This is a genomic window from Streptomyces sp. NPDC001407, from assembly GCF_042895325.1.
In the GTDB taxonomy this organism is placed as follows: domain Bacteria; phylum Actinomycetota; class Actinomycetes; order Streptomycetales; family Streptomycetaceae; genus Streptomyces.
The window spans coordinates 41,268-59,139 of the sequence record NZ_JBIAWF010000010.1 but is presented as its reverse complement, the minus strand read 5'-3'; the positions used below and the strand labels follow the sequence as shown (position 1 = coordinate 59,139).

Genomic DNA, 17,872 nt, shown 5'->3' with positions numbered 1-17,872 from the left:
GAAGGACAACGAACCATGCACCTCCACGACTTCTGGTTCCTGCTGATCGCCGTCCTGTGGACCGGCTACTTCTTCCTCGAGGGCTTCGACTTCGGCATCGGCGTCCTCACCAAGATCCTGGCCAAGGACCGCACCGAGCGCCGGGTGCTGATCAACACGATCGGGCCCGTCTGGGACGGCAACGAGGTCTGGCTGATCACCGCGGCCGGCGCGACCTTCGCCGCCTTCCCCGACTGGTACGCCACCCTCTTCAGCGGCTTCTACCTGCCCTTCCTCGCCATCCTGGTCTGCCTGATCGTGCGCGGCGTCGCCTTCGAGTACCGCCACAAGCGGACCGGTGAGCGGTGGCAGCGCAACTGGGAGCACGCGATCTTCTGGTGCTCGCTGCTGCCCGCCTTCCTGTGGGGGCTCACCTTCGCCAACATCGTCCGCGGGGTGCCGATCGGCTCGGACAAGAACTTCAACGGCACGCTCCTCGACCTCTTCGGCCCGTACGCCCTCCTGGGCGGCGTCCTCACGCTCGTGCTCTTCACCTTCCACGGCGCGGTCTTCGCGGCCCTGAAGACGGCGGGCGCGATCCGCCACCGGGCCAGGTCCTACGCGACGGTGTTCGGCATGACCGCGGGCGTGCTCGCCGTGGCCTTCCTCGGCTGGACCCAGGCCGAATCGGGCAACGGGCGCAGCCTGGCCGCCTTGATCGTCGCCGTGGTCGCCCTGGGCATGGCGCTGGTGATGAACCACGCGGGGCGCGAGGGCTGGTCGTTCGCCTTCTCGGGGGTGACGGTCGCGGCGGTCTTCGCCCTGGTCTTCCTCGCTCTCTTCCCCGATGTCATGCCGTCCTCGGTCAACCCGGCGTGGAGCCTCACCGCGGCCGAGGCCGCCTCCAGCCCGTACACGCTGAAGATCATGACGTGGGTCGCGGTCCCCATGACGCCCCTGATCATCGGCTACCAGGCGTGGACCTACTGGGTCTTCCGCAAGCGGATCGGCACCCAGCACATCCCGGCACCCGCCGGCCACTAGGACGGAACGCGCATGAAGCCCGTCGACCCCCGACTGCTCAAGTACGCCTCCGCGACCCGCCGCTTCCTGATGGCCTCCGTCGTGCTCGGGCTGGCGGGGGCCGGCCTGGTCATCGCCCAGGCGATGCTGATCGCCGAGGTGGTGACCGAGGCCTTCCGGCACGGCCGGTCCACCGGTGACCTGGCCACCCGGCTGGCGCTGCTGGCCGCCGTGGCCCTGGGCCGGGCGGCGGTCACCTGGCTCACCGAGCTGACCGCGCACCGGGCGAGCGCGGCCGTGAAGTCCGAACTGCGGCTGCGGCTGCTGACACGGGCCACCGCGCTCGGGCCGGAGGGGCCGGCCGCGGGGCGGACCGGTGAGCTGGCGACCCTCGCGACGCGGGGGATCGACGCGCTGGACGACTACTTCGCCCGCTATCTGCCCCAGCTCGGCCTCGCGGTCGTCGTGCCGGTGGCCGTGCTCGCGCGTATCGTCACGGCGGACTGGCTCTCCGCGCTGGTCATCGTCCTCACGCTGCCGCTCATCCCCCTCTTCATGATCCTCATCGGCTGGGCGACGCAGTCCCGGATGGACAAGCAGTGGCGGCTGCTGTCCCGGCTCTCCGGCCACTTCCTCGACGTCGTCGCCGGGCTGCCCACCCTCAAGGTCTTCGGCCGCGCCAAGGCGCAGGCCGAGTCGATTCGCGCGATCACCTCCGACTACCGGCGCGCCACCCTGCGGACGCTGCGCATCGCCTTCCTCTCCTCCTTCGCGCTGGAGCTGCTGGCCACGCTCTCGGTGGCCCTGGTCGCGGTGGGCATCGGCATGCGGCTCGTGCACGGCGAACTCGATCTGGAGACCGGCCTGATGGTGCTGGTCCTGGCGCCCGAGGCGTATCTGCCGCTGCGGCAGGTGGGCGCGCAGTACCACGCGGCGGCGGAGGGCCTGGCGGCCGCCGACCGGGTCTTCGCGGTGCTGGAGACCGAGCCCGCCCCGGCCGGCACCCGGCCCGCCCCCGACGCCCGGACCGCGACCCTGACGGTCGACCGGCTGGTGGTGCGGCACGAGGGGCGGGCCGAACCCTCCCTGGCCGAGACGTCGTTCGAGGTGCGGCCGGGGGAGACGGTCGCGCTCGTGGGCCCCAGCGGCTCCGGGAAGTCCACGCTGCTGAACGTCCTGCTCGGATTCGCGCGCCCGGCTGCCGGGCGGGTGCTCGTGGGTGGCACGGACCTGTCATCGCTCTCCCCTGGAAGCTGGCGGGACCAGGTGGCCTGGGTCCCGCAACGACCCCATCTCTTCGCCGGGACAGTCGCCGAGAACGTACGACTGGCACGGCCCGAGGCGACGGACGCGCAGGTGCGCGAAGCACTGCGCGCGGCCGGCGCCCTCGACTTCGTCTCCATGCTGCACCACGGCACTGACACCCGCCTCGGCGAGGACGGCGCCGGGCTCTCCGCCGGTCAGCGGCAACGCATCGCGCTGGCACGGGCGTTCCTCGCCGACAGGCCCGTCCTGCTCCTCGACGAGCCCACCGCCAACCTCGACGGCGAGACCGAGGCCGCCGTGGTCGAGGCCGTGCGCCGGCTCGCCGAGGGCCGGACCGTCCTGCTCGTCGTGCACCGCCCGGCGCTGCTCGCGGTCGCCGACCGCGTCGTCCGCGTCGATCCCCGGCCCGTGGAGCGGCGGGCGGTGGCCCCTGCGGCCCCGCCCGCACGGCCTGAGCGCCAGAGCGCGGTGGCGGACGACGCGGGCGCGTACGACGTGCCGGGCGAGCCCCTGCCCGTACGCGGCGCGGGGGCACTGACCCGGGTGCGGGCCACCGGGAAGCCGCTGCGGGCGCGGTTCGCGCTCTCGCTGCTGCTGGGCGCCATGGCCCTCGGCAGCGCCGTCGGCCTGATGGGCGTCTCCGGCTGGCTCATCTCGCGGGCGTCCCAACAGCCGCCCGTGCTCTATCTGATGGTGGCCGTCACCGCAACCCGCGCGTTCGGAATCGGACGCGCCGTCTTCCGCTACGCCGAGCGCCTCGTCTCCCACGACGCCGCGCTGCGCGCCCTCGCGGGGCTGCGGGTCGAGGTCTACCAGCGGCTGGAGCGCCTGGCGCCCGCCGGGCTGCGGGACACCCGGCGGGGCGACCTGCTCTCGCGGCTCGTCGCGGACGTGGACGCCCTCCAGGACTACTTCCTGCGCTGGCTGCTGCCCGTGTGCTCGGCCGTCGCCGTGGGCATCGCCTCGGTCGCCTTCACGGCGTGGCTGCTGCCTGAGGCCGGTCTGCTGCTGGCCCTCGGTCTGCTGGCCGCCGGAGTGGCGGTGCCCGCGCTGTCCGGCGCGTTCGCCCGGCGCGCGGAGCGGCAACTGGCGCCCGCACGCGGTGCGTTGTCGACCCAGGTCGTCGACGTCCTGGCGGGCACGGCGGAACTGACGGTCGCGGGTGCCCTGCCCGCCCGGCTGACGCGGCTGCGCGAGGCGGACGGGGTGCTCACCGGGATCGCCCGCCGGGCCTCCGCCGCCACCGCACTCGGCTCCGGGCTCTCCGCCCTCGCCTGCGGCCTGACCGTGGCGGCCGCCGCCTGGGCGGGCGTGAGCGCGATCCACGACGGCCGGCTGGGTGGTGTGTGGCTCGCGGTGGTGGTGCTCATGCCGCTGGCCGTGTTCGAGGCGGTGACCGGACTGCCGCTCGCCGTGCAGTACCGGCAGCGCGTACGGCGGTCCGCGGAGCGGGTGTACGAGGTGCTGGACGCGCCTGTGCCCGTACGGGAAGGCACGGACGAGGCCCCTGCGTCCCCGTTCCCGCTGCGGGTGACGGGGCTGGGCGCGCGGTATCCGGGGCAGTCCGCGCCGGCTCTGGAGGGGTTCGGCATGGAGCTCGTACCGGGCCGCCGGGTCGCGGTCGTGGGTCGCTCCGGGGCGGGCAAGACCACGCTCGCCCAGGTGCTGCTGCGCTTCCTGGACGCGGAGTGCGGGACGTACACCCTGGCGGGCCGGGACGCCGGGCCCATGGCGGGCGACGCCGTGCGGCGGCTGGTGGGCCTGTGCGCGCAGGACGCGCACCTCTTCGACAGCTCGGTGCGCGAGAACCTGCGGCTCGCGCGGCCCGGGGCGGACGACGCCGAACTGCGGGCCGTCCTGCGGTCCGCACGGCTGCTGGAGTGGGTCGACAGCCTGCCGGAGGGACTCGACACGCTGGTCGGCGAGCACGGGGCGCGGATGTCCGGCGGACAGCGGCAGCGGCTCGCGCTGGCCCGCGCGCTGCTCGCCGACTTCCCCGTGATCGTGCTGGACGAGCCCGCCGAGCATCTCGACCTCGTGACGGCCGACGCGCTCACGGCAGATCTGCTGGCGGCCACGGAGGGCCGTACGAGCGTGCTGATCACCCACCGGCTGGCCGGGCTGGAGGCGGTCGACGAGGTGATCGTGCTGGAGCGCGGGCGGACGGTGCAGCGGGGCACGTACGAGGAGCTGGTGGCGGCGGACGGGCCGTTCCGGCGGATGCTGGAGCGGGAGCGGGTGGCGGATGCCTGGGGGACGGCCGGGGTGTGCGGGACGGCTGGGGTGTCGGGGATGCCGGGGGCGTCGGCGCCCGAGGGCGCGGAGGCGGGGGTGGGGGCGCTCTCCGGCCGGTGAGCGCCCCCGCGGAGTGGGATACCAGGCGAGACCACTTTCCATGACAAATAGTGCTTATTAGGCTCTGCGGTATGGCAGCCACGGCAGAACCCTCCGGACCGCAGGACCCCTCCGGCCCGGCAGGCGCGCGGGCGCCTCAGGGTGCACGGGGCGCCCAGGGTGCACAAAGTGCCCAGGGCCTGATGGACCCGCTGGCCATCGCCACCGAGGCCACCCGCAGCCTCCAGGGGATGTCCACCGAGCTGACCGCGCGCGTCCCGCAGCTGCTGGAGGCCATGCGGTCGGTGGGCACCGGCCCGGAACTGCACTCCACGCTCGACCGGATCGCCGAGACCGCCGCCGAGCTGGCCGACGCCCGCTACGCCGCCATCGGCGTCATCGACGCCAGCGGGGAGGGGCTGTCCGACTTCATCACCCATGGGGTCACCGAGGAACAGCGTGAGCGCATCGGCGCGCTGCCCGACGGCCATCGCGGGCTGCTGGGCGCGCTGATCCACCAGCCGGCGCCCGTGATGCTCTCCGACCTGGCGGCGGATTCCCGCTCCGCGGGCTTCCCGCCGGAACACCCGCCGATGCGCAACTTCCTGGGAGTGCCCATCCAGGTGGAGGGGGAGATCTTCGGCAATCTCTACCTCACGGAGAAGCGCGGGGGCGGGGAGTTCAGCCTCGCGGACCTCAACATGGTGAAGATCCTCGCGACGGAGGCGGGCATCGCGATCGGCAACGCGCGCGTGTACGACGAGGGCCGTCAGCGGATGCGCTGGATCGACGGTTCGGTGGCCGTGACCACGGCCCTGCTGTCCGCCAGCGACGCCGAGGACGCGCTGTCCGTCGTCGCCGAACAGGCGCGCAGGCTCGCGGACTCGGCGGCGGGCATCGTGCTGCTGCCGGACGGCGAGGGCGGGCTGGAGATGGTCGCCGTCTCCGCCGACGACCCCACCGGGCTGCTGGGCACGGTGATGCCGCCGCACAGCCCCGTGGTGTCCCATCTGCTGGCCGGCGAACCGGTGTTCATCGACGACTCGGCCACCGACCCGCGCATGATCACCGGGGTGGCCCCGCGCTTCGGCCCGAGCATGCTGCTGCCGCTCAAGAGCGGTGACCGCGTGCTCGGCACACTCGCGACGCCACGCGCGCGTGGAGCACGGGGATTCACCGCGGCGGAACGCACACTGGCCGCCCAGTTCGCCGCGCAGGCCGCGCTCGCGCTCGTCTTGGCCGAGGCGCAGCGCGATCGGGAACGGCTCGCCGTCTACGAGGACCGCGACCGCATCGCGAGGGATCTGCACGACCTCGTGATCCAGCGGCTGTTCGCCACCGGGCTGATGCTGGAGAGCGCGCAGCGCAACGCCGAGGTGCCCGACGTGCGGACCAAGGTCGGCCAGGCCGTCGACCAGTTGGACGTGACCATCCAGGAGATCCGTACGGCCATCTTCGCGCTCCAGCAGGGGCCCGCGGAGGCGCCCGCCGGGCTGCGGACACGGGTGCTGAGGGAGCTCGGCACGGCCGCTGTCCCGCTCGGCTTCCAGCCCTCCGCGAGTTTCGTCGGCGCGGTCGACGCGAAGGTCGGCGAGCTCACCGGCAAGAACCTCGTCGCCGCGCTGCGCGAAGCGCTCTCCAACGCCTTCCGGCACGCGCGGGCCTCCCGCATCGAGGTGGTCGTCGACGTCACGGCGTCCCTGCCGGACGGCCGGGACGCGGTGCGGCTCACGGTCGCCGACGACGGCGTCGGCATCCCCGAGGGCGGCAGGCGCAGTGGGCTGCGGAACCTCGCCAAGCGGGCCGAATCGCTGGGCGGCTCCAGCTCGTACGGGCCGGGGCTGGGGCCGGACGGGGGCGGCACGCGGGTGATGTGGGAAGCGCCCCTGTAGCGGCGCTCAGGGGGCCTCACGGGGCCCGTCCTGTGACGCTCCCCTGTCCTCCGATCGGACCCTCACGGGGCGCGCGCGGCCGCGGTGCGGGACACGATCGCGTTCATGGGACGCCTGTACCGCCCGCTGTACCGCCCGTTTCGTATATCGCGCGGACCGCTGATAACCCGGGACCGCGTGCTCTGTGTGCTGTGCGCGCTGTGCACGGTGGTGTGGCCGCCGTTCGGCTCCGGCTTCTCGGCGGCGGGCAGGGCACCGCACAGGATCACCCGGGTCACCTCCGAGGTGTTCCGGCTGGCGGAGGAGGCGGGGGAGGTGAGGCAGCGGTTCGAGCGGACGCGGAACGCGGCCAGGGGGCAGAAGGCGCGTGCGGAGGAACTCGACCGGATGCTGCGGGGCCGCAAGGTCGTCACGGCGGCCCTGCGCGACGACGCCGGGGCGGCCGCCCGCGCGCAGTACCGCACCGGCGGCTTCACCGTCGAGGCCGGTGCCGAGGACGTCGAGGACCCGGTCGAACTGCTGGAGCTCCAGGAGCCCGCCGTCCGCCGCAGGGCCGCACTGGGGCGGCTGCTGGACGAGGACAGCCGCCTGGCCGGGAAGCTGACGGCGGAGCGGCAGGCCCTGGCGGCCTCCCGGCCCCTGCTGGAGCAGGACAGCGCACGGCTGAAGGCCGCGCAGCACTCGCTCACGACGCGTCTCTCGGCCGCGCGCGACCAGCTGAACGCCATCTCCCAGACCTCGGTCGAGAGCGGCCGCTGCGAGCCGCTGGACGTGGAGGACGTGCGGGCCGGCGACGCCGCCGCCGAAGGGGCGGCGGGCGATCCGCACGAGGAGTGGACCCGGCCCGTGCTGTCGTACGAACTCTCGGCGGGTTTCGGTGGCACCGGTGCGAACTGGGCGAACGGTCACACAGGGCAGGACTTCGCCGTACCGGTCGGCACACCGGTGCGCTCGGTCGGCGCGGGCACGGTGGTCTCCGCCGGGTGCGGCGGTGCCTTCGGCATCAGCCTGGTGATCCAGCACGAAGGCGGCTGGTATTCGCAGTACGCGCACCTGTCGGCAGCGCTCGTCGCGCCGGGCCAGCAGGTGCGCGCCGGCCAGTGGATCGGGCTGGCGGGGACGACGGGCAACTCCACCGGCCCGCATCTGCACTTCGAGATCCGCACGACTCCCGAGTTCGGGTCGGCGGTCGACCCGGTGCAGTGGCTGAACGCGCACGGCGTGCGGGTGTAGGCGGCGACGGCACGGTGGTGCGGCCGCCGCCGGGCTCACCGGGTGCGGGAGTCCAGGATCAGCTCGATGACCGCGGCGACACCGTCCTCGGTGTTGGCCGCGGTGTGGTGCGCGGTGGCGGCGAGGACCTCGGGATGGGCGTTGGCCATCGCGTACGCGGTGCCGGCCCAGTCGAGCATCTCCAGGTCGTTGGGCATGTCGCCGAACGCCACGACCTCCTCGGGCGCGATGCCGCGCTCGGCACAACACCGGGCGAGCGTACTGGCCTTGCTGATCCCGGGGCCGCTTATCTCCAGCAGGGCGGTCGGGCTGGACCGGGTGAACGCGCCGTGCGCGCCGCCCGCTTCCCGGGCGACGGACAGGAACTCGTCGGGCTCCAGCTCGGGGTGGTGGGCGAGCAGCTTGAGGATGGGGTCGGTGTAGCCGGAGTCCTCGGCCAGCAGCTTCTCGGCGGGGGCGACGACCGCGCCCGGATCGAGGAAGAAGGGCGGATAGGCGGGCTCGTAGTGGATGCCCTCGGTGCGCTCCACGGCGAACGAGGTGCCAGGAGCGGCGGCACGCAGCGCGTGCACGACGGCGAGGGCGTCGGTGCGCTCCAGCGGCTGGACCTCGACGAAGCGGCCGCCGTCGTGGAGGTCGACGACGGCGGCGCCGTTGGCGCAGATCGCCAGCCCGTGGCCGTGCACGTGGTCCCGGACGACGTCCATCCACCGGGCCGGCCGTCCCGTGACGAAGAAGACCTCGATGCCCGCCGCCTCGGCCGCGGCGAGGGCCGCGACGGTGCGCTCGGAGACCGTCTTGTCGTCGCGCAGGAGGGTGCCGTCGAGGTCGGTGGCGATCAGCCGGGGGAAGGCGGCTGGGCGGTGGACCGCCGGGGTCTCGGGCTGCTCGATAGCTGAAGTCACGGCTCCATTCTCGTCCACGGACCACAGGTGTCGCACAGGCGTACGCAAGGGTGTGCGGCCGGGCAGGCCGGCGGGCCGCGGCCGCCGCGTACGCCGGAGCCCGTGCCGGAGGCATGGGCTTTTGTCATACCCACCGTTTAGGCTCGGTGTCATGCGACTGAGCACCGTGATCCTTCCCGACCGCCGCTGGTCCGAGGGCGGCCGCCAGACGTGGCAGCGAGCCGAGGAGCTGGGCTTCCACGCGGCCTACACCTACGACCACCTGTCCTGGCGCACCTTCCGGGACGGGCCGTGGTTCGGCGCGATACCGACGCTGACGGCGGCCGCGACCGTGACGTCGCGGATGCGGCTGGGCACGCTCGTCACCTCGCCCAATTTCCGGCACCCGGTGACGCTCGCCAAGGAGCTCATCTCGCTGGACGACATCTCCGGCGGGCGCGTCACGCTCGGCATCGGCGCGGGCGGCTCCGGGTTCGACGCCACCGCGCTGCTCACGGGCGGCCAGGAGCCGTGGACCCCGCGCGAGCGCGCCGACCGCTTCGCCGAGTTCGTCCCGCTGCTGGACCGGCTGCTCACCCAGGACGTCGTCTCGTACGACGGGGAGCACTACTCCGCGTCCGAGGTGCGCAACATCCCGGGCTGTGTGCAGCGCCCCCGGCTGCCCTTCGCGGTGGCCGCCACCGGCCCGCGCGGGCTCAGGCTCGCCGCCCGCCACGGGCAGGCGTGGGTCACCACGGGGGACCCGAAGCTTTTCGAGACGGGCACGCCGGAGCAGTCGCTGAAGGCCGTCGCCGGGCAGATCGAACGGCTCGGAGCGGCCTGCGCCGGGATCGACCGTGACCCCGCGGACCTCCACAAGATCATGCTCACGGGCTTCACCCCGGACCGGCCGCTGGACTCCTTCGACGCCTTTGTCGACTTCGCGGGCTCGCACGCCGAGCTGGGCATCGACGAGATCGTGGTGCACTGGCCGATCGCCGATTCGGTCTTCGCCGCCGATCTCGCGGTCTTCGAGAAGATCGCGACGGACGGGCTCGCGCAGCTTTCCTGAGGCGGGCTCCTGAGGAGGGCGCGGCGGGCCGTGGCGGTGGTCGTGCTCTCTTTACCCCGCGCACAGCCGGTGAAGGAGGAGAATCGAGGGCAGAGGCACTCACTGGGGGCGCACACCGCGCTGAGCCTTGGAGGTACCCCATGCCACGGACCCGATTCGCTCCCGACCGGGGGCTGACCACCCGCATGGTGAGCACGATGTTCTTCATCGGGCTGCTCTACGTCGTCTTCGTGGGCGTGCTGGTGGTGCTGCTGCGCGGGGCCTGGCCTGTCGTCCTGATCCTCGCGGGCGGCATGTTCATCGCCCAGTTCTGGTTCAGCGACAAGATCGCCGCCTTCAGCATGGGGGCGCGGGAGGTCACCCCGCAGGAGGCGCCCGAGCTGCACGGCGCCGTCGACCGGCTGTGCGCGCTCGCGGACATGCCCAAGCCGCGGGTGGCCATCGCCGACAGCGACGTGCCGAACGCCTTCGCCACCGGCCGCAACCAGAAGAACGCCCTGGTGTGCGCGACGACCGGCCTGCTGCGCAGACTGGAGCCCGAGGAGCTGGAGGGCGTGCTCGCCCATGAGCTCTCCCACGTCGCGCACCGCGATGTCGCGGTGATGACCATCGCGTCGTTCCTGGGCGTGCTGGCCGGGATCATCACCCGCATCGGGCTGTGGGGCGGCTTCCGCCGCGCGGGCGGCCGCGATCAGAACACCGCGATCCTGCTGGTGCTGATCCCGCTGGTCAGCGCCGTCGTCTACGCCATCAGCTTCCTGCTCACGCGGCTGCTGTCCCGCTATCGCGAGCTGTCGGCCGACCGCGCGGGCGCCCTGCTGACGGGCAGGCCCTCGGCGCTGGCGTCCGCCCTGACCAAGGTCACCGGACAGATGGCGCGGATCCCGACGCGCGACCTGCGGCAGGCCGAGCCGTTCAACGCCTTCTACTTCGCGCCCGCCTTCTCCAAGGACAGCATGAGCCGGCTGCTGTCCTCGCACCCGACGCTGGAGCAGCGGCTGGACCAGCTCGGCCGGATCTCGGCGGAGCTCGGCCGCGCCTGAGGTGCTGTACGGCCTGCGGGACTTCGGCAGCTCCCGGAAACTTCGGAAGCCTCGGCTACCTCGGGGTTCCTGAGGCTTCGGCAACTTCAGCAACTCGGCAACTTCGGAAAGGGGCTATCGCCTGTGGGATTCCTGGACGCCATCCTCGGCCGCAGCAAGCCGGTCCGCCCGGACCTCGACCAGCTCTTCGCCCTGCCCTCCGCCGCCGTCACCCTCCAGGCCGGCGCCGGGTTCACCCCGACGGGACTGGGCTCGGTGTGCTTCGCGAGCGTGGAGGGCGGGGCGTTCAGCCGGCTCCATCAGGACGTGCGGGCGCTGCTGGACACCGATACGGAGCACGGCGGGGCACCCGTGGAGTTCAGCCAGGACAGCTACGGCTACACCTGGCTGCTCGCGCGGCGCCCGCCCGACGACGTGGCGGGCCTGGTCAACGACCTGCACGCCGTCAACACCCTGCTCCAGGAAGGTGGTTTCGGGCCGCAACTGCTGTGCTCGCTGCTGGGCTTCCGTGACGAGGACCGGCGCTCCCTGGCCCTTGTCTATCTCTACAAGCGCGGTACGTTCTACCCCTTCGCGCCGCTGGCGGGCGGGGGCGACAAGCGGGACAACGCGCTGGAGCTCCAGGCCCGGGCGCTGCTGGCGAACGACCTCCGGATCGAGGAGGACCTGGCGCGGTGGTTCCCCGTGTGGGGTGCGCCCGGCATGACCTGACAGGGCGTCACATCGCCCTTATTGCTTCTCCTTTGGCGCCGTGATCTCTTCGGCCGCCCAGCGGGCCCACTCCTCGCGCATCGCGGTGAAGCGCAGGCCGTACTCCAGGGCCAGTCGGCCGTTCACCGACAGGGGGTCGTCGCCCCAGTCGATCTTCTTCTCCAGCTCCTCCAGCGCGCCGTGCTGGCCCGCGGCGCGGTCCGCCTCGCCGAGGAGATACGCCGTCGCCTCCAGCGGCGTGAGGTGGTTGAGGAAGAAGACGCGCAGCAGCGCGTCGCTCCGGCGGGCCTGCTGCGGAGCGGCTTCGGTGAGCCAGCTGTGCAGCTCGGCGCGGCCCGCTTCGGTGATGGCGTACTCCTTGCGGCCGCGAGGACCTTCCGCCGCGACCTCCAGCAGGCCACTCTTCGCGAGCTTGCCCAGCTCGCCGTAGACCTGGCTCTGGGTCGCCGGCCAGACATTGCTGAGAGAGGTCTCGAACCGCTTCATCAGGTCGTAGCCACTGGCCGGCTGATCGGCCAGCAGTCCCAGCATCGCGTGTCTCAGGCTCATGTCCTCACTCTATCTTCCACTGGTGACCCGTCAAGGCTGGACGTTCCACTTTTGACATGTCATAGTTGGAACATCGGTTGGGCGGCCAACCGGGGGTACACCGCATCGGCTGAGGAGAGCTTCATGAACTATCTGCGCGGGTTCATTCCCTGGATCGCGCTCGCTGTCGTCTCGTCCTGGGGCTGGCAGTGGGGCGCGGCCGTCGGACTGGTCGCGGGTCTCGTGCTGCTGGTCCAGGACCACAGGGCCGGGGTGGCCGCCGATTCACTGATCCTTGAGCGCAGCACGGTCGTCTTCTTCGCCGCGCTCACCACGCTGGCCTTCGCCCTCCCGCACAGCGGCCTGCGGCACTTCGTCGGCGCACTCTCGCTGGGCTGGCTGGCCCTCACCGCCTGGGCCACGCTGATCGTCGGGCAGCCCTTCACCACCGGGATAGCCAAGCGTCAGGCGCCGCCGGAGGTCTGGGACAGCCCGGTCTTCCGCCGGATCAACGTCGTGATCACGTCCGTGTGGGCCGGAGCCTTCGCCCTCACCGCCGCGGCCATGACCGTGGTCGCCGCCGCCGGTCTCGGCAGTGCGGTGTCCATCCCGGTCCAGGCCGCCGGATTCGTCCTCCCCGCGATGTTCACCGCCCGCTACCCCGACCGGGTCCGCGCCCGGCTCATGGCGGCGGCCCACTGAGGACGATCCGGTGCCGGTGCCGGTGCCGGTGCCGGTGCCAGCGACAGTCTCAGTCTCGGGGGAGCAGGCCGTCCATCACCCGGGCCTGCACCTCGCGCTCTGCGGCGGCGGCGACAAAGGCTGTGACGTGCTCCTCCCCGACGAGAGCGCGCACGGCTTCGAGGGTGTGGGCGGGCAGTTGGAGGCTTTGACAAGTGTGCGGGTGGGTGGGGGCGGGGAGAGGGGAAGCGGCGGAAACCACGGGCGGTTCGGCGCATGTGGCCGGTATGGCCGGTGTGGCGGGATCCCACGTCGCTTCGACGGCCGGACCCCCGGCCGGACCGGGAGCCAGATCCCCGGCCGGTTCGGTACCCAGGCCCTCGGCCGGACCCCCGGCCGGTTCCGCAGTCGGCCCGCCCGCCGGTTCGGGACACGTGGCCAGACCCCCCGCCGGTCCGGCGAACGTGGCCGTATCCCCCGTCGGTTCGGCGAACGGCTCCGGTTCCCCGTGTTCGCCCAGGCTGCGGCGGAGGTAGCTGGTGGCCAACGAGCGCATCGCGCGGGCGAGTTCCGCGTCCACGGTCTGCTGGGCCAGGGGGCGCAGGCGGCGGACCAGGGCCGCGGCCTCGGCCGCTTCCTCGTCCGTCGGCGGGTGGTCGAGGAACTGGTGGAAGACGTGCTCGGTCGTGAAGTCGAGGAAGCGGGCGGCGATGTGCTCGACGTGGACGCGCAGTTCGCGCAGGTGGCCGGAGATCGCGGGCAGTGGCACCCCGGCGAGGTGGAGCTCGGCGGCGACGGCGAGTTCGCGGGGGCTCGGCACCAGGAATTCGTCCGGCGTGTCCGGGACGGGGACCAGCACCCCGAGCCGTACGGCTTCGGTGACGGCGTCGTCGTCCTCGGCGCCGCCGAACCTCTCGTCCAGCGCCGTCCGAGAGATCCGTTCGGCCTGTTCGTCGGTCCAGGGGCCGTCGACCTCGGCGACCAGCCCCAGGACGCCGCCGAGGTCGCGGCCCGCGTCCCAGGCGTCGAGGAGTTCCTTGATGCTGGCGAGGGTGTAGCCGCGGTCGAGGAGACCGGCGATGCGGTGGAGCCGCGCCAGATGGGCCTCGCCGTAGACGTTGGCACGGCCGCGCCGTTCAGGACGGGGGAGCAGCCCCCGGTCCTGGTAGGCGCGGATCGTGCGGGCGGTGGCCCCGCTGTGGTGGGCGAGATCGTCGATCCGGTACTCGACGGCCACCCGTCCGGACCGCTCGCTCGCATCGGCCTGGTCGAGCACCGGCCCGGAGGCCGGCCCGGACGGCACCGGCGCCGGCCCGGACTCCGGCCTCCGCACGTGCTTCGTGGTCACAGAGGCGCTCCTTACGAGATGGCCGCGCGACCGATCGCGCCCGCCGCGGACCGTGCCGCGGGCGAGGTCGCCAGATACTCGACGGCCCGGCGCAGCGACCCCTCCTGCGAGGGATGGTACGACCGCCGCAGGTATCGGGGTACGGCCGAGCCGAGCTCCCGCCAGCTGGGCAGCAGCCCTTTGTCCACGGCCTTGTTGTGCTCGCGCAGCGAATAGCGCAGCCGCCCCGCGAGCTGGGGGTCGTGCCGGATCAGATAGGCGGCTCCCCATCCCCACAGGTAGAACAGCATGGGGGCGGTGAAGGCCATGCCCAGGACCCGGCGGGCATAGCGCCCGGCCTCGGCCCCGCCGCAGTGTTCGTACATGTCGAAGGCGACCGAGCGGTGTTCGACCTCCTCCGCGCCGTGCCAGCGGAGCAGATCCAGCATCACGGGGTCGGGACCGGCCCGGTCCAGGCCGTCCGCGTGCAGCACCCAGTTGCCCAGCACGGCGGTGAACTGCTCGATGGCGGCGATCAGCGAGAGCCGGAAGCGCAGCCACTCCTGGGCGGTCACCGGGAGGCCGAGCGGCGGCCGGTCGCCGAGCAGCGCGTCGAAGAGGAAGTCCACGTGGCGGGTGTAGGGGCCGGTGTCCAGGCCCTGCCGCGCGAGGTGGCCCAGCACATAGGCGTGCTGGACGCTGTGCGTGGCCTCCTGCCCCATGAAGCCCTTGACGTCCTTGAGGAGTTCCTCGTCCCGCACGAGGGGCAGGGCCTCCTTGAACACCTTGACGAACCACCGCTCCCCGGCGGGCAGCAGCAGGTGCAGGACGTTGATGACATGGGTGGCGGTGGGCTCGTCCGGGATCCAGTGCAGGGGTGTCTCGTCCCAGTCGAAGGCGACGCGCCGCGGGGCTATGGGGTGGCCGCCGGTGTGACCGTGGTTCATTTCTGCTCCTCTGCGGGCGTTCCGCTACAGCGGTGGGTCGATCCGCGCGATGGCGCGCATCACCCGCGGTGCGAAACGGGACATGAAGTGGATGCCGTGCGCCTCGGGGGTCACGGGCACGACGGCCTGATCGCGGAGCACGGAGCGCAGGATGGCGTCGGCGACCTTCTCCGGGGGGTAGTTGCGCCTGCCGTACGCCCGGCTCGCCCTCTCCCGGCGGCGCCGCTGCTCTTCCTCCGGGACGCCGGTGAAGCGCGTGGTCCCGGTGATGTTGGTGTTGACCAGGCCGGGGCAGATCGCGGTGACCCCGATGCCCTGTCCGGCCAGTTCGGCGCGGAGGCTCTGGCTGAGCATCAGCACGGCCGCCTTGGAGGTGCTGTAGGCAGAGAGCGTCTTGAAGGGCTGGAAGGCCGCGGCGGACGCGGTGTTGACGATGTGGCCGCCCTGCCCGCGCTCGGCCATCTGCTTGCCGAAGATCCGGCAGCCGTGGATGACGCCCCACAGATTGACGTCGAGGACCTTCCGCCAATCCTCCGCGGAGGTGTCCATGAAGGCGCCGGCCAGCCCGATGCCGGCGTTGTTGACCAGCACGTCCACCACGCCGTACTCGGCGGCGACCTTCGCGGCCAGCTTCTCCATCGCGTGCTCGTCCGCGACGTCGGTGCACTCGCCCCAGGCCTCGGGCGCGCCGATCAGCCGGGCCATCTCGGCCGTGCGGGTGGCGCCGTCCGCGTCGCGGTCGACCGCGACGACCCGCGCGCCCGCCTCCGCGAAGGCGAAGGCGGTGGCCCGGCCGATGCCGCTTGCCGCGCCCGTCACCAGCACCAGCCGGCCGCCGAACGCCTGGGCGTAGGGGCTGTTGTCCGCGGGCCGCCGTGCCCCGCGCGCCACCGGGCCCCGTGCCCCGGTGGTGCCCGCGGCCTCGGCGTCGCCCTGTTCGTGAGCGGTGACGAACTCGGCGATCCAGGCCGAGAGTTGATCGGGGCGGGTCCGTGGCACCCAGTGCTTCGCGGCAAGGGTGTGCCGGACGAGGCCCGGCGCCCACCGGTCCAGGTCGTCGTAGAGCCGCTCGGAGAGGAAGGCGTCACCGGTGGGGGTGATCAGCTGGACCGGCGCGTGGGCATAGGCGTCGGTGCGGGGCCTGCGCAGGCGGGGCCGGATGTTGTCGCGGTACAGCCACGCGCCGTGCGCCGCGTCGTCGGGCAGCGAGGGCGTCGGATAGCCGTCGGAAGGGATCTTCTCCGACCGCTCCAGGATCTTCGGCCACTGCTTCATGAACGGCCCCCGCATCAGCGCCTCCGGCACGGCCGGGGTGTGCAGCGCGGAGACGTACCAGGACCTGGCGCCCTGGCCGAGCAGCTGGGCCACATGGCGCGGGGTAGGCCGGGTGAGGCGTTTCTTGAACCAGAGCGCGAGGTGGTCGAGCCCCGGGCCGGAGACGGAGGTGAAGGACGCGATCCGTCCCTCCGTGCGCCGCACCGTCACGAACTCCCAGCCCTGCACGGATCCCCAGTCGTGCCCGACCACGTGCACTGGGGCGTCCGGGCTCACCGCGTCCGCGACCGCCAGGAAGTCGTCCGTGAGCTTCTCCAGCGTGAACCCGCCGCGCAGCGGCCGAGGCGCCGTGGAACGCCCGCAGCCGCGCACGTCGTACAGCACCACGTGGAAGCGGTCCCGCAGCCGGGCGGCGACCGCCGACCAGACCTCCTTGCTGTCCGGATAGCCGTGCAGCAGCACCACCGTGGGCCGCTCGGCGTCCCCCAGCTCGGCGACGCACAGCTCGATCCCGCCCGTGCGGACCCGGCGCTCCCGCGCGCCCTCGAGTCCGGTGTCGTGTCCGGTCATGCGGCCCTCTCCCCTCGCGCGCGCCGTACGTGCGGCAGATCGTCGTCGAGCCAGAAGGCGCTCTCCTCGGGATCCCGGGAGTCGGTGACCACCAGGAGCTCCTCGAACTTCACGCCGGTGCCCCGGAAGCCGATGTGGGGCTCGACCGCCCACAGGCCCGGCCGGGGCGGGTGGTCGGAGAAGCGGTGCGGGCTCCACAGCGGTGACCAGCCCTCCCGGTGCCCCCGGACGGCGTCGGACGCCAGCCCTTTGAGCGCCTGGGTGCCGAACCCGAAGAGCTGGGGTGACCAGCGGCGCTCCCGCGCCCGGCCCACCTTGTGGGCGATCACGCCGAAGGGATACGCGCGGTGGCGGTTGGCGTAGCCGTGGCGGACCATGAGGCGGTCCACGTTCTCGTAGATCTCCCGCAGGGAGCGCCGCTCGCGCACCTCGCGCAGGATCAGCTCGCGGTACGCCGGGAGGTCCGCCGTCATCCGGTCGTGCAGCGGGTGGGGGCCCAGGCAGCCCGCGTAGCCGATGTCGGCGGTGAAGCCGCCGTGCACCGGGGCCATGTCGAGGATGAACGGCATCCCCGGCTCCAGCCTGCGGTCCGTCGGGAAGAACTGGAGCGGCACCCGGAAGCCGACGAAGGCCGTGCGGTCCCCGAACCACGCGAAGGGCAGGTGGAACCAGTCACGCACGCCGCGCTCGCGCAGCCACTCCCGCTGCATCCGCGCGGCCTCGCGCTCAGTCACCCCCGGCCGCAGCTGCGCGGCGACCGCTTCCGCGCAGTCGTACGCGAGGCGCTGCACCTGTCTGAACCCCCGCAATTCCGCGGTGAGTTCCCGAGCCACTGCTGAGGTCATCGTCAACCGTCCGTCCCGCCTGCCGGGGCCCCCGGACAGCAGCCGGAGGAGCGTCCGCAACTTGACACTGATGAATGTGACAATGCTCCGCGGCTGCGTCAAGGGTTGTGCACGGCCTGTGGATAACTTTCGGTAACTCCCGAGCCGCGGCCCGCGTCGATTCCCGGCGCCCCCGCCCCCCCTACGGGCGTGTCAGACCCGAGGACTACGCGCATCCCCTCATCTGGTCTGACGACTGCTGTGGCGCAGGCCACTAACGTCG

General features: G+C 72.7%; 14 protein-coding genes. 8 read left to right on the top strand and 6 right to left on the bottom strand.

The window, feature by feature from the left end; translation table 11 throughout:
• The first annotated feature begins 15 nt into the window (after positions 1 to 15).
• The 4 genes from cydB to ACFY1P_RS15820 all read left to right on the top strand — a co-directional run bounded on the left by cydB (position 16) and on the right by ACFY1P_RS15820 (position 7,727).
• On the top strand, positions 16 to 1,023 hold the full coding sequence (gene cydB, locus ACFY1P_RS15835) for a cytochrome d ubiquinol oxidase subunit II (protein ID WP_361519318.1): 1,008 nt from the start codon (positions 16 to 18) through the stop codon (positions 1,021 to 1,023).
• Positions 1,024 to 1,035: 12 nt separating this feature from the next.
• Positions 1,036 to 4,623, top strand: coding sequence for a thiol reductant ABC exporter subunit CydD (cydD, locus tag ACFY1P_RS15830; RefSeq protein WP_390750883.1), 3,588 nt, complete (start codon positions 1,036 to 1,038; stop codon positions 4,621 to 4,623).
• A 182-nt stretch (positions 4,624 to 4,805) separates the two neighbouring features.
• Positions 4,806 to 6,494, top strand: coding sequence for a GAF domain-containing protein (locus ACFY1P_RS15825; protein WP_361519313.1), 1,689 nt, complete (start codon positions 4,806 to 4,808; stop codon positions 6,492 to 6,494).
• Between the two features lie 105 nt (positions 6,495 to 6,599).
• A complete protein-coding gene (locus ACFY1P_RS15820) occupies positions 6,600 to 7,727 on the top strand; it encodes a peptidoglycan DD-metalloendopeptidase family protein (RefSeq protein WP_390750882.1) in 1,128 nt (375 codons plus the stop codon).
• 35 nt (positions 7,728 to 7,762) lie between these two features.
• Here the strand turns inward: ACFY1P_RS15820 and ACFY1P_RS15815 are convergent, their stop codons facing one another.
• Complete coding sequence (locus ACFY1P_RS15815) at positions 7,763 to 8,632, bottom strand: Cof-type HAD-IIB family hydrolase (RefSeq protein ID WP_361519307.1); 870 nt, start codon at positions 8,630 to 8,632, stop codon at positions 7,763 to 7,765.
• A gap of 151 nt (positions 8,633 to 8,783) precedes the next feature.
• Between ACFY1P_RS15815 and ACFY1P_RS15810 the strand changes: the two genes are divergently transcribed.
• The 3 genes from ACFY1P_RS15810 (at position 8,784) to ACFY1P_RS15800 (ending at position 11,437) form a co-directional block, all read left to right on the top strand.
• Complete coding sequence (locus ACFY1P_RS15810; protein WP_361519305.1) at positions 8,784 to 9,683, top strand: LLM class flavin-dependent oxidoreductase; 900 nt, start codon at positions 8,784 to 8,786, stop codon at positions 9,681 to 9,683.
• A 140-nt stretch (positions 9,684 to 9,823) separates the two neighbouring features.
• Entirely contained in the window at positions 9,824 to 10,726 is a 903-nt protein-coding gene (gene htpX, locus ACFY1P_RS15805) for a zinc metalloprotease HtpX (RefSeq protein ID WP_361519302.1), read from the top strand.
• Positions 10,727 to 10,849: 123 nt separating this feature from the next.
• The gene (locus ACFY1P_RS15800) at positions 10,850 to 11,437 is read left to right on the top strand and encodes a hypothetical protein (protein WP_390750881.1); all 588 of its coding nucleotides are present in this window, start codon (positions 10,850 to 10,852) and stop codon (positions 11,435 to 11,437) included.
• Between the two features lie 18 nt (positions 11,438 to 11,455).
• Here the strand turns inward: ACFY1P_RS15800 and ACFY1P_RS15795 are convergent, their stop codons facing one another.
• The gene (locus ACFY1P_RS15795; RefSeq protein WP_390750880.1) at positions 11,456 to 11,986 is read right to left on the bottom strand and encodes a PadR family transcriptional regulator; all 531 of its coding nucleotides are present in this window, start codon (positions 11,984 to 11,986) and stop codon (positions 11,456 to 11,458) included.
• 123 nt (positions 11,987 to 12,109) lie between these two features.
• On the opposite strand from ACFY1P_RS15795, the gene ACFY1P_RS15790 reads away from it, so the two are divergent.
• Complete coding sequence (locus tag ACFY1P_RS15790; protein ID WP_361519293.1) at positions 12,110 to 12,667, top strand: hypothetical protein; 558 nt, start codon at positions 12,110 to 12,112, stop codon at positions 12,665 to 12,667.
• A gap of 49 nt (positions 12,668 to 12,716) precedes the next feature.
• Here ACFY1P_RS15790 and ACFY1P_RS15785 read toward each other — a convergent pair whose 3' ends face one another.
• From ACFY1P_RS15785 to ACFY1P_RS15770, 4 genes are all read right to left on the bottom strand, one after another.
• Positions 12,717 to 13,922 (bottom strand): MerR family transcriptional regulator, encoded by a 1,206-nt coding sequence (locus ACFY1P_RS15785; RefSeq protein ID WP_390750979.1) that lies wholly within the window; start codon positions 13,920 to 13,922, stop codon positions 12,717 to 12,719.
• Positions 13,923 to 14,005: 83 nt separating this feature from the next.
• Entirely contained in the window at positions 14,006 to 14,920 is a 915-nt protein-coding gene (locus tag ACFY1P_RS15780; protein WP_390750879.1) for a metal-dependent hydrolase, read from the bottom strand.
• 24 nt (positions 14,921 to 14,944) lie between these two features.
• The gene (locus tag ACFY1P_RS15775) at positions 14,945 to 16,765 is read right to left on the bottom strand and encodes an SDR family oxidoreductase (protein WP_390750878.1); all 1,821 of its coding nucleotides are present in this window, start codon (positions 16,763 to 16,765) and stop codon (positions 14,945 to 14,947) included.
• Entirely contained in the window at positions 16,762 to 17,610 is an 849-nt protein-coding gene (locus tag ACFY1P_RS15770; RefSeq protein WP_361519282.1) for a M24 family metallopeptidase, read from the bottom strand. The genes ACFY1P_RS15775 and ACFY1P_RS15770 overlap by 4 nt, the downstream gene beginning before the upstream one ends.
• Between the last annotated feature and the right edge of the window lie 262 nt (positions 17,611 to 17,872).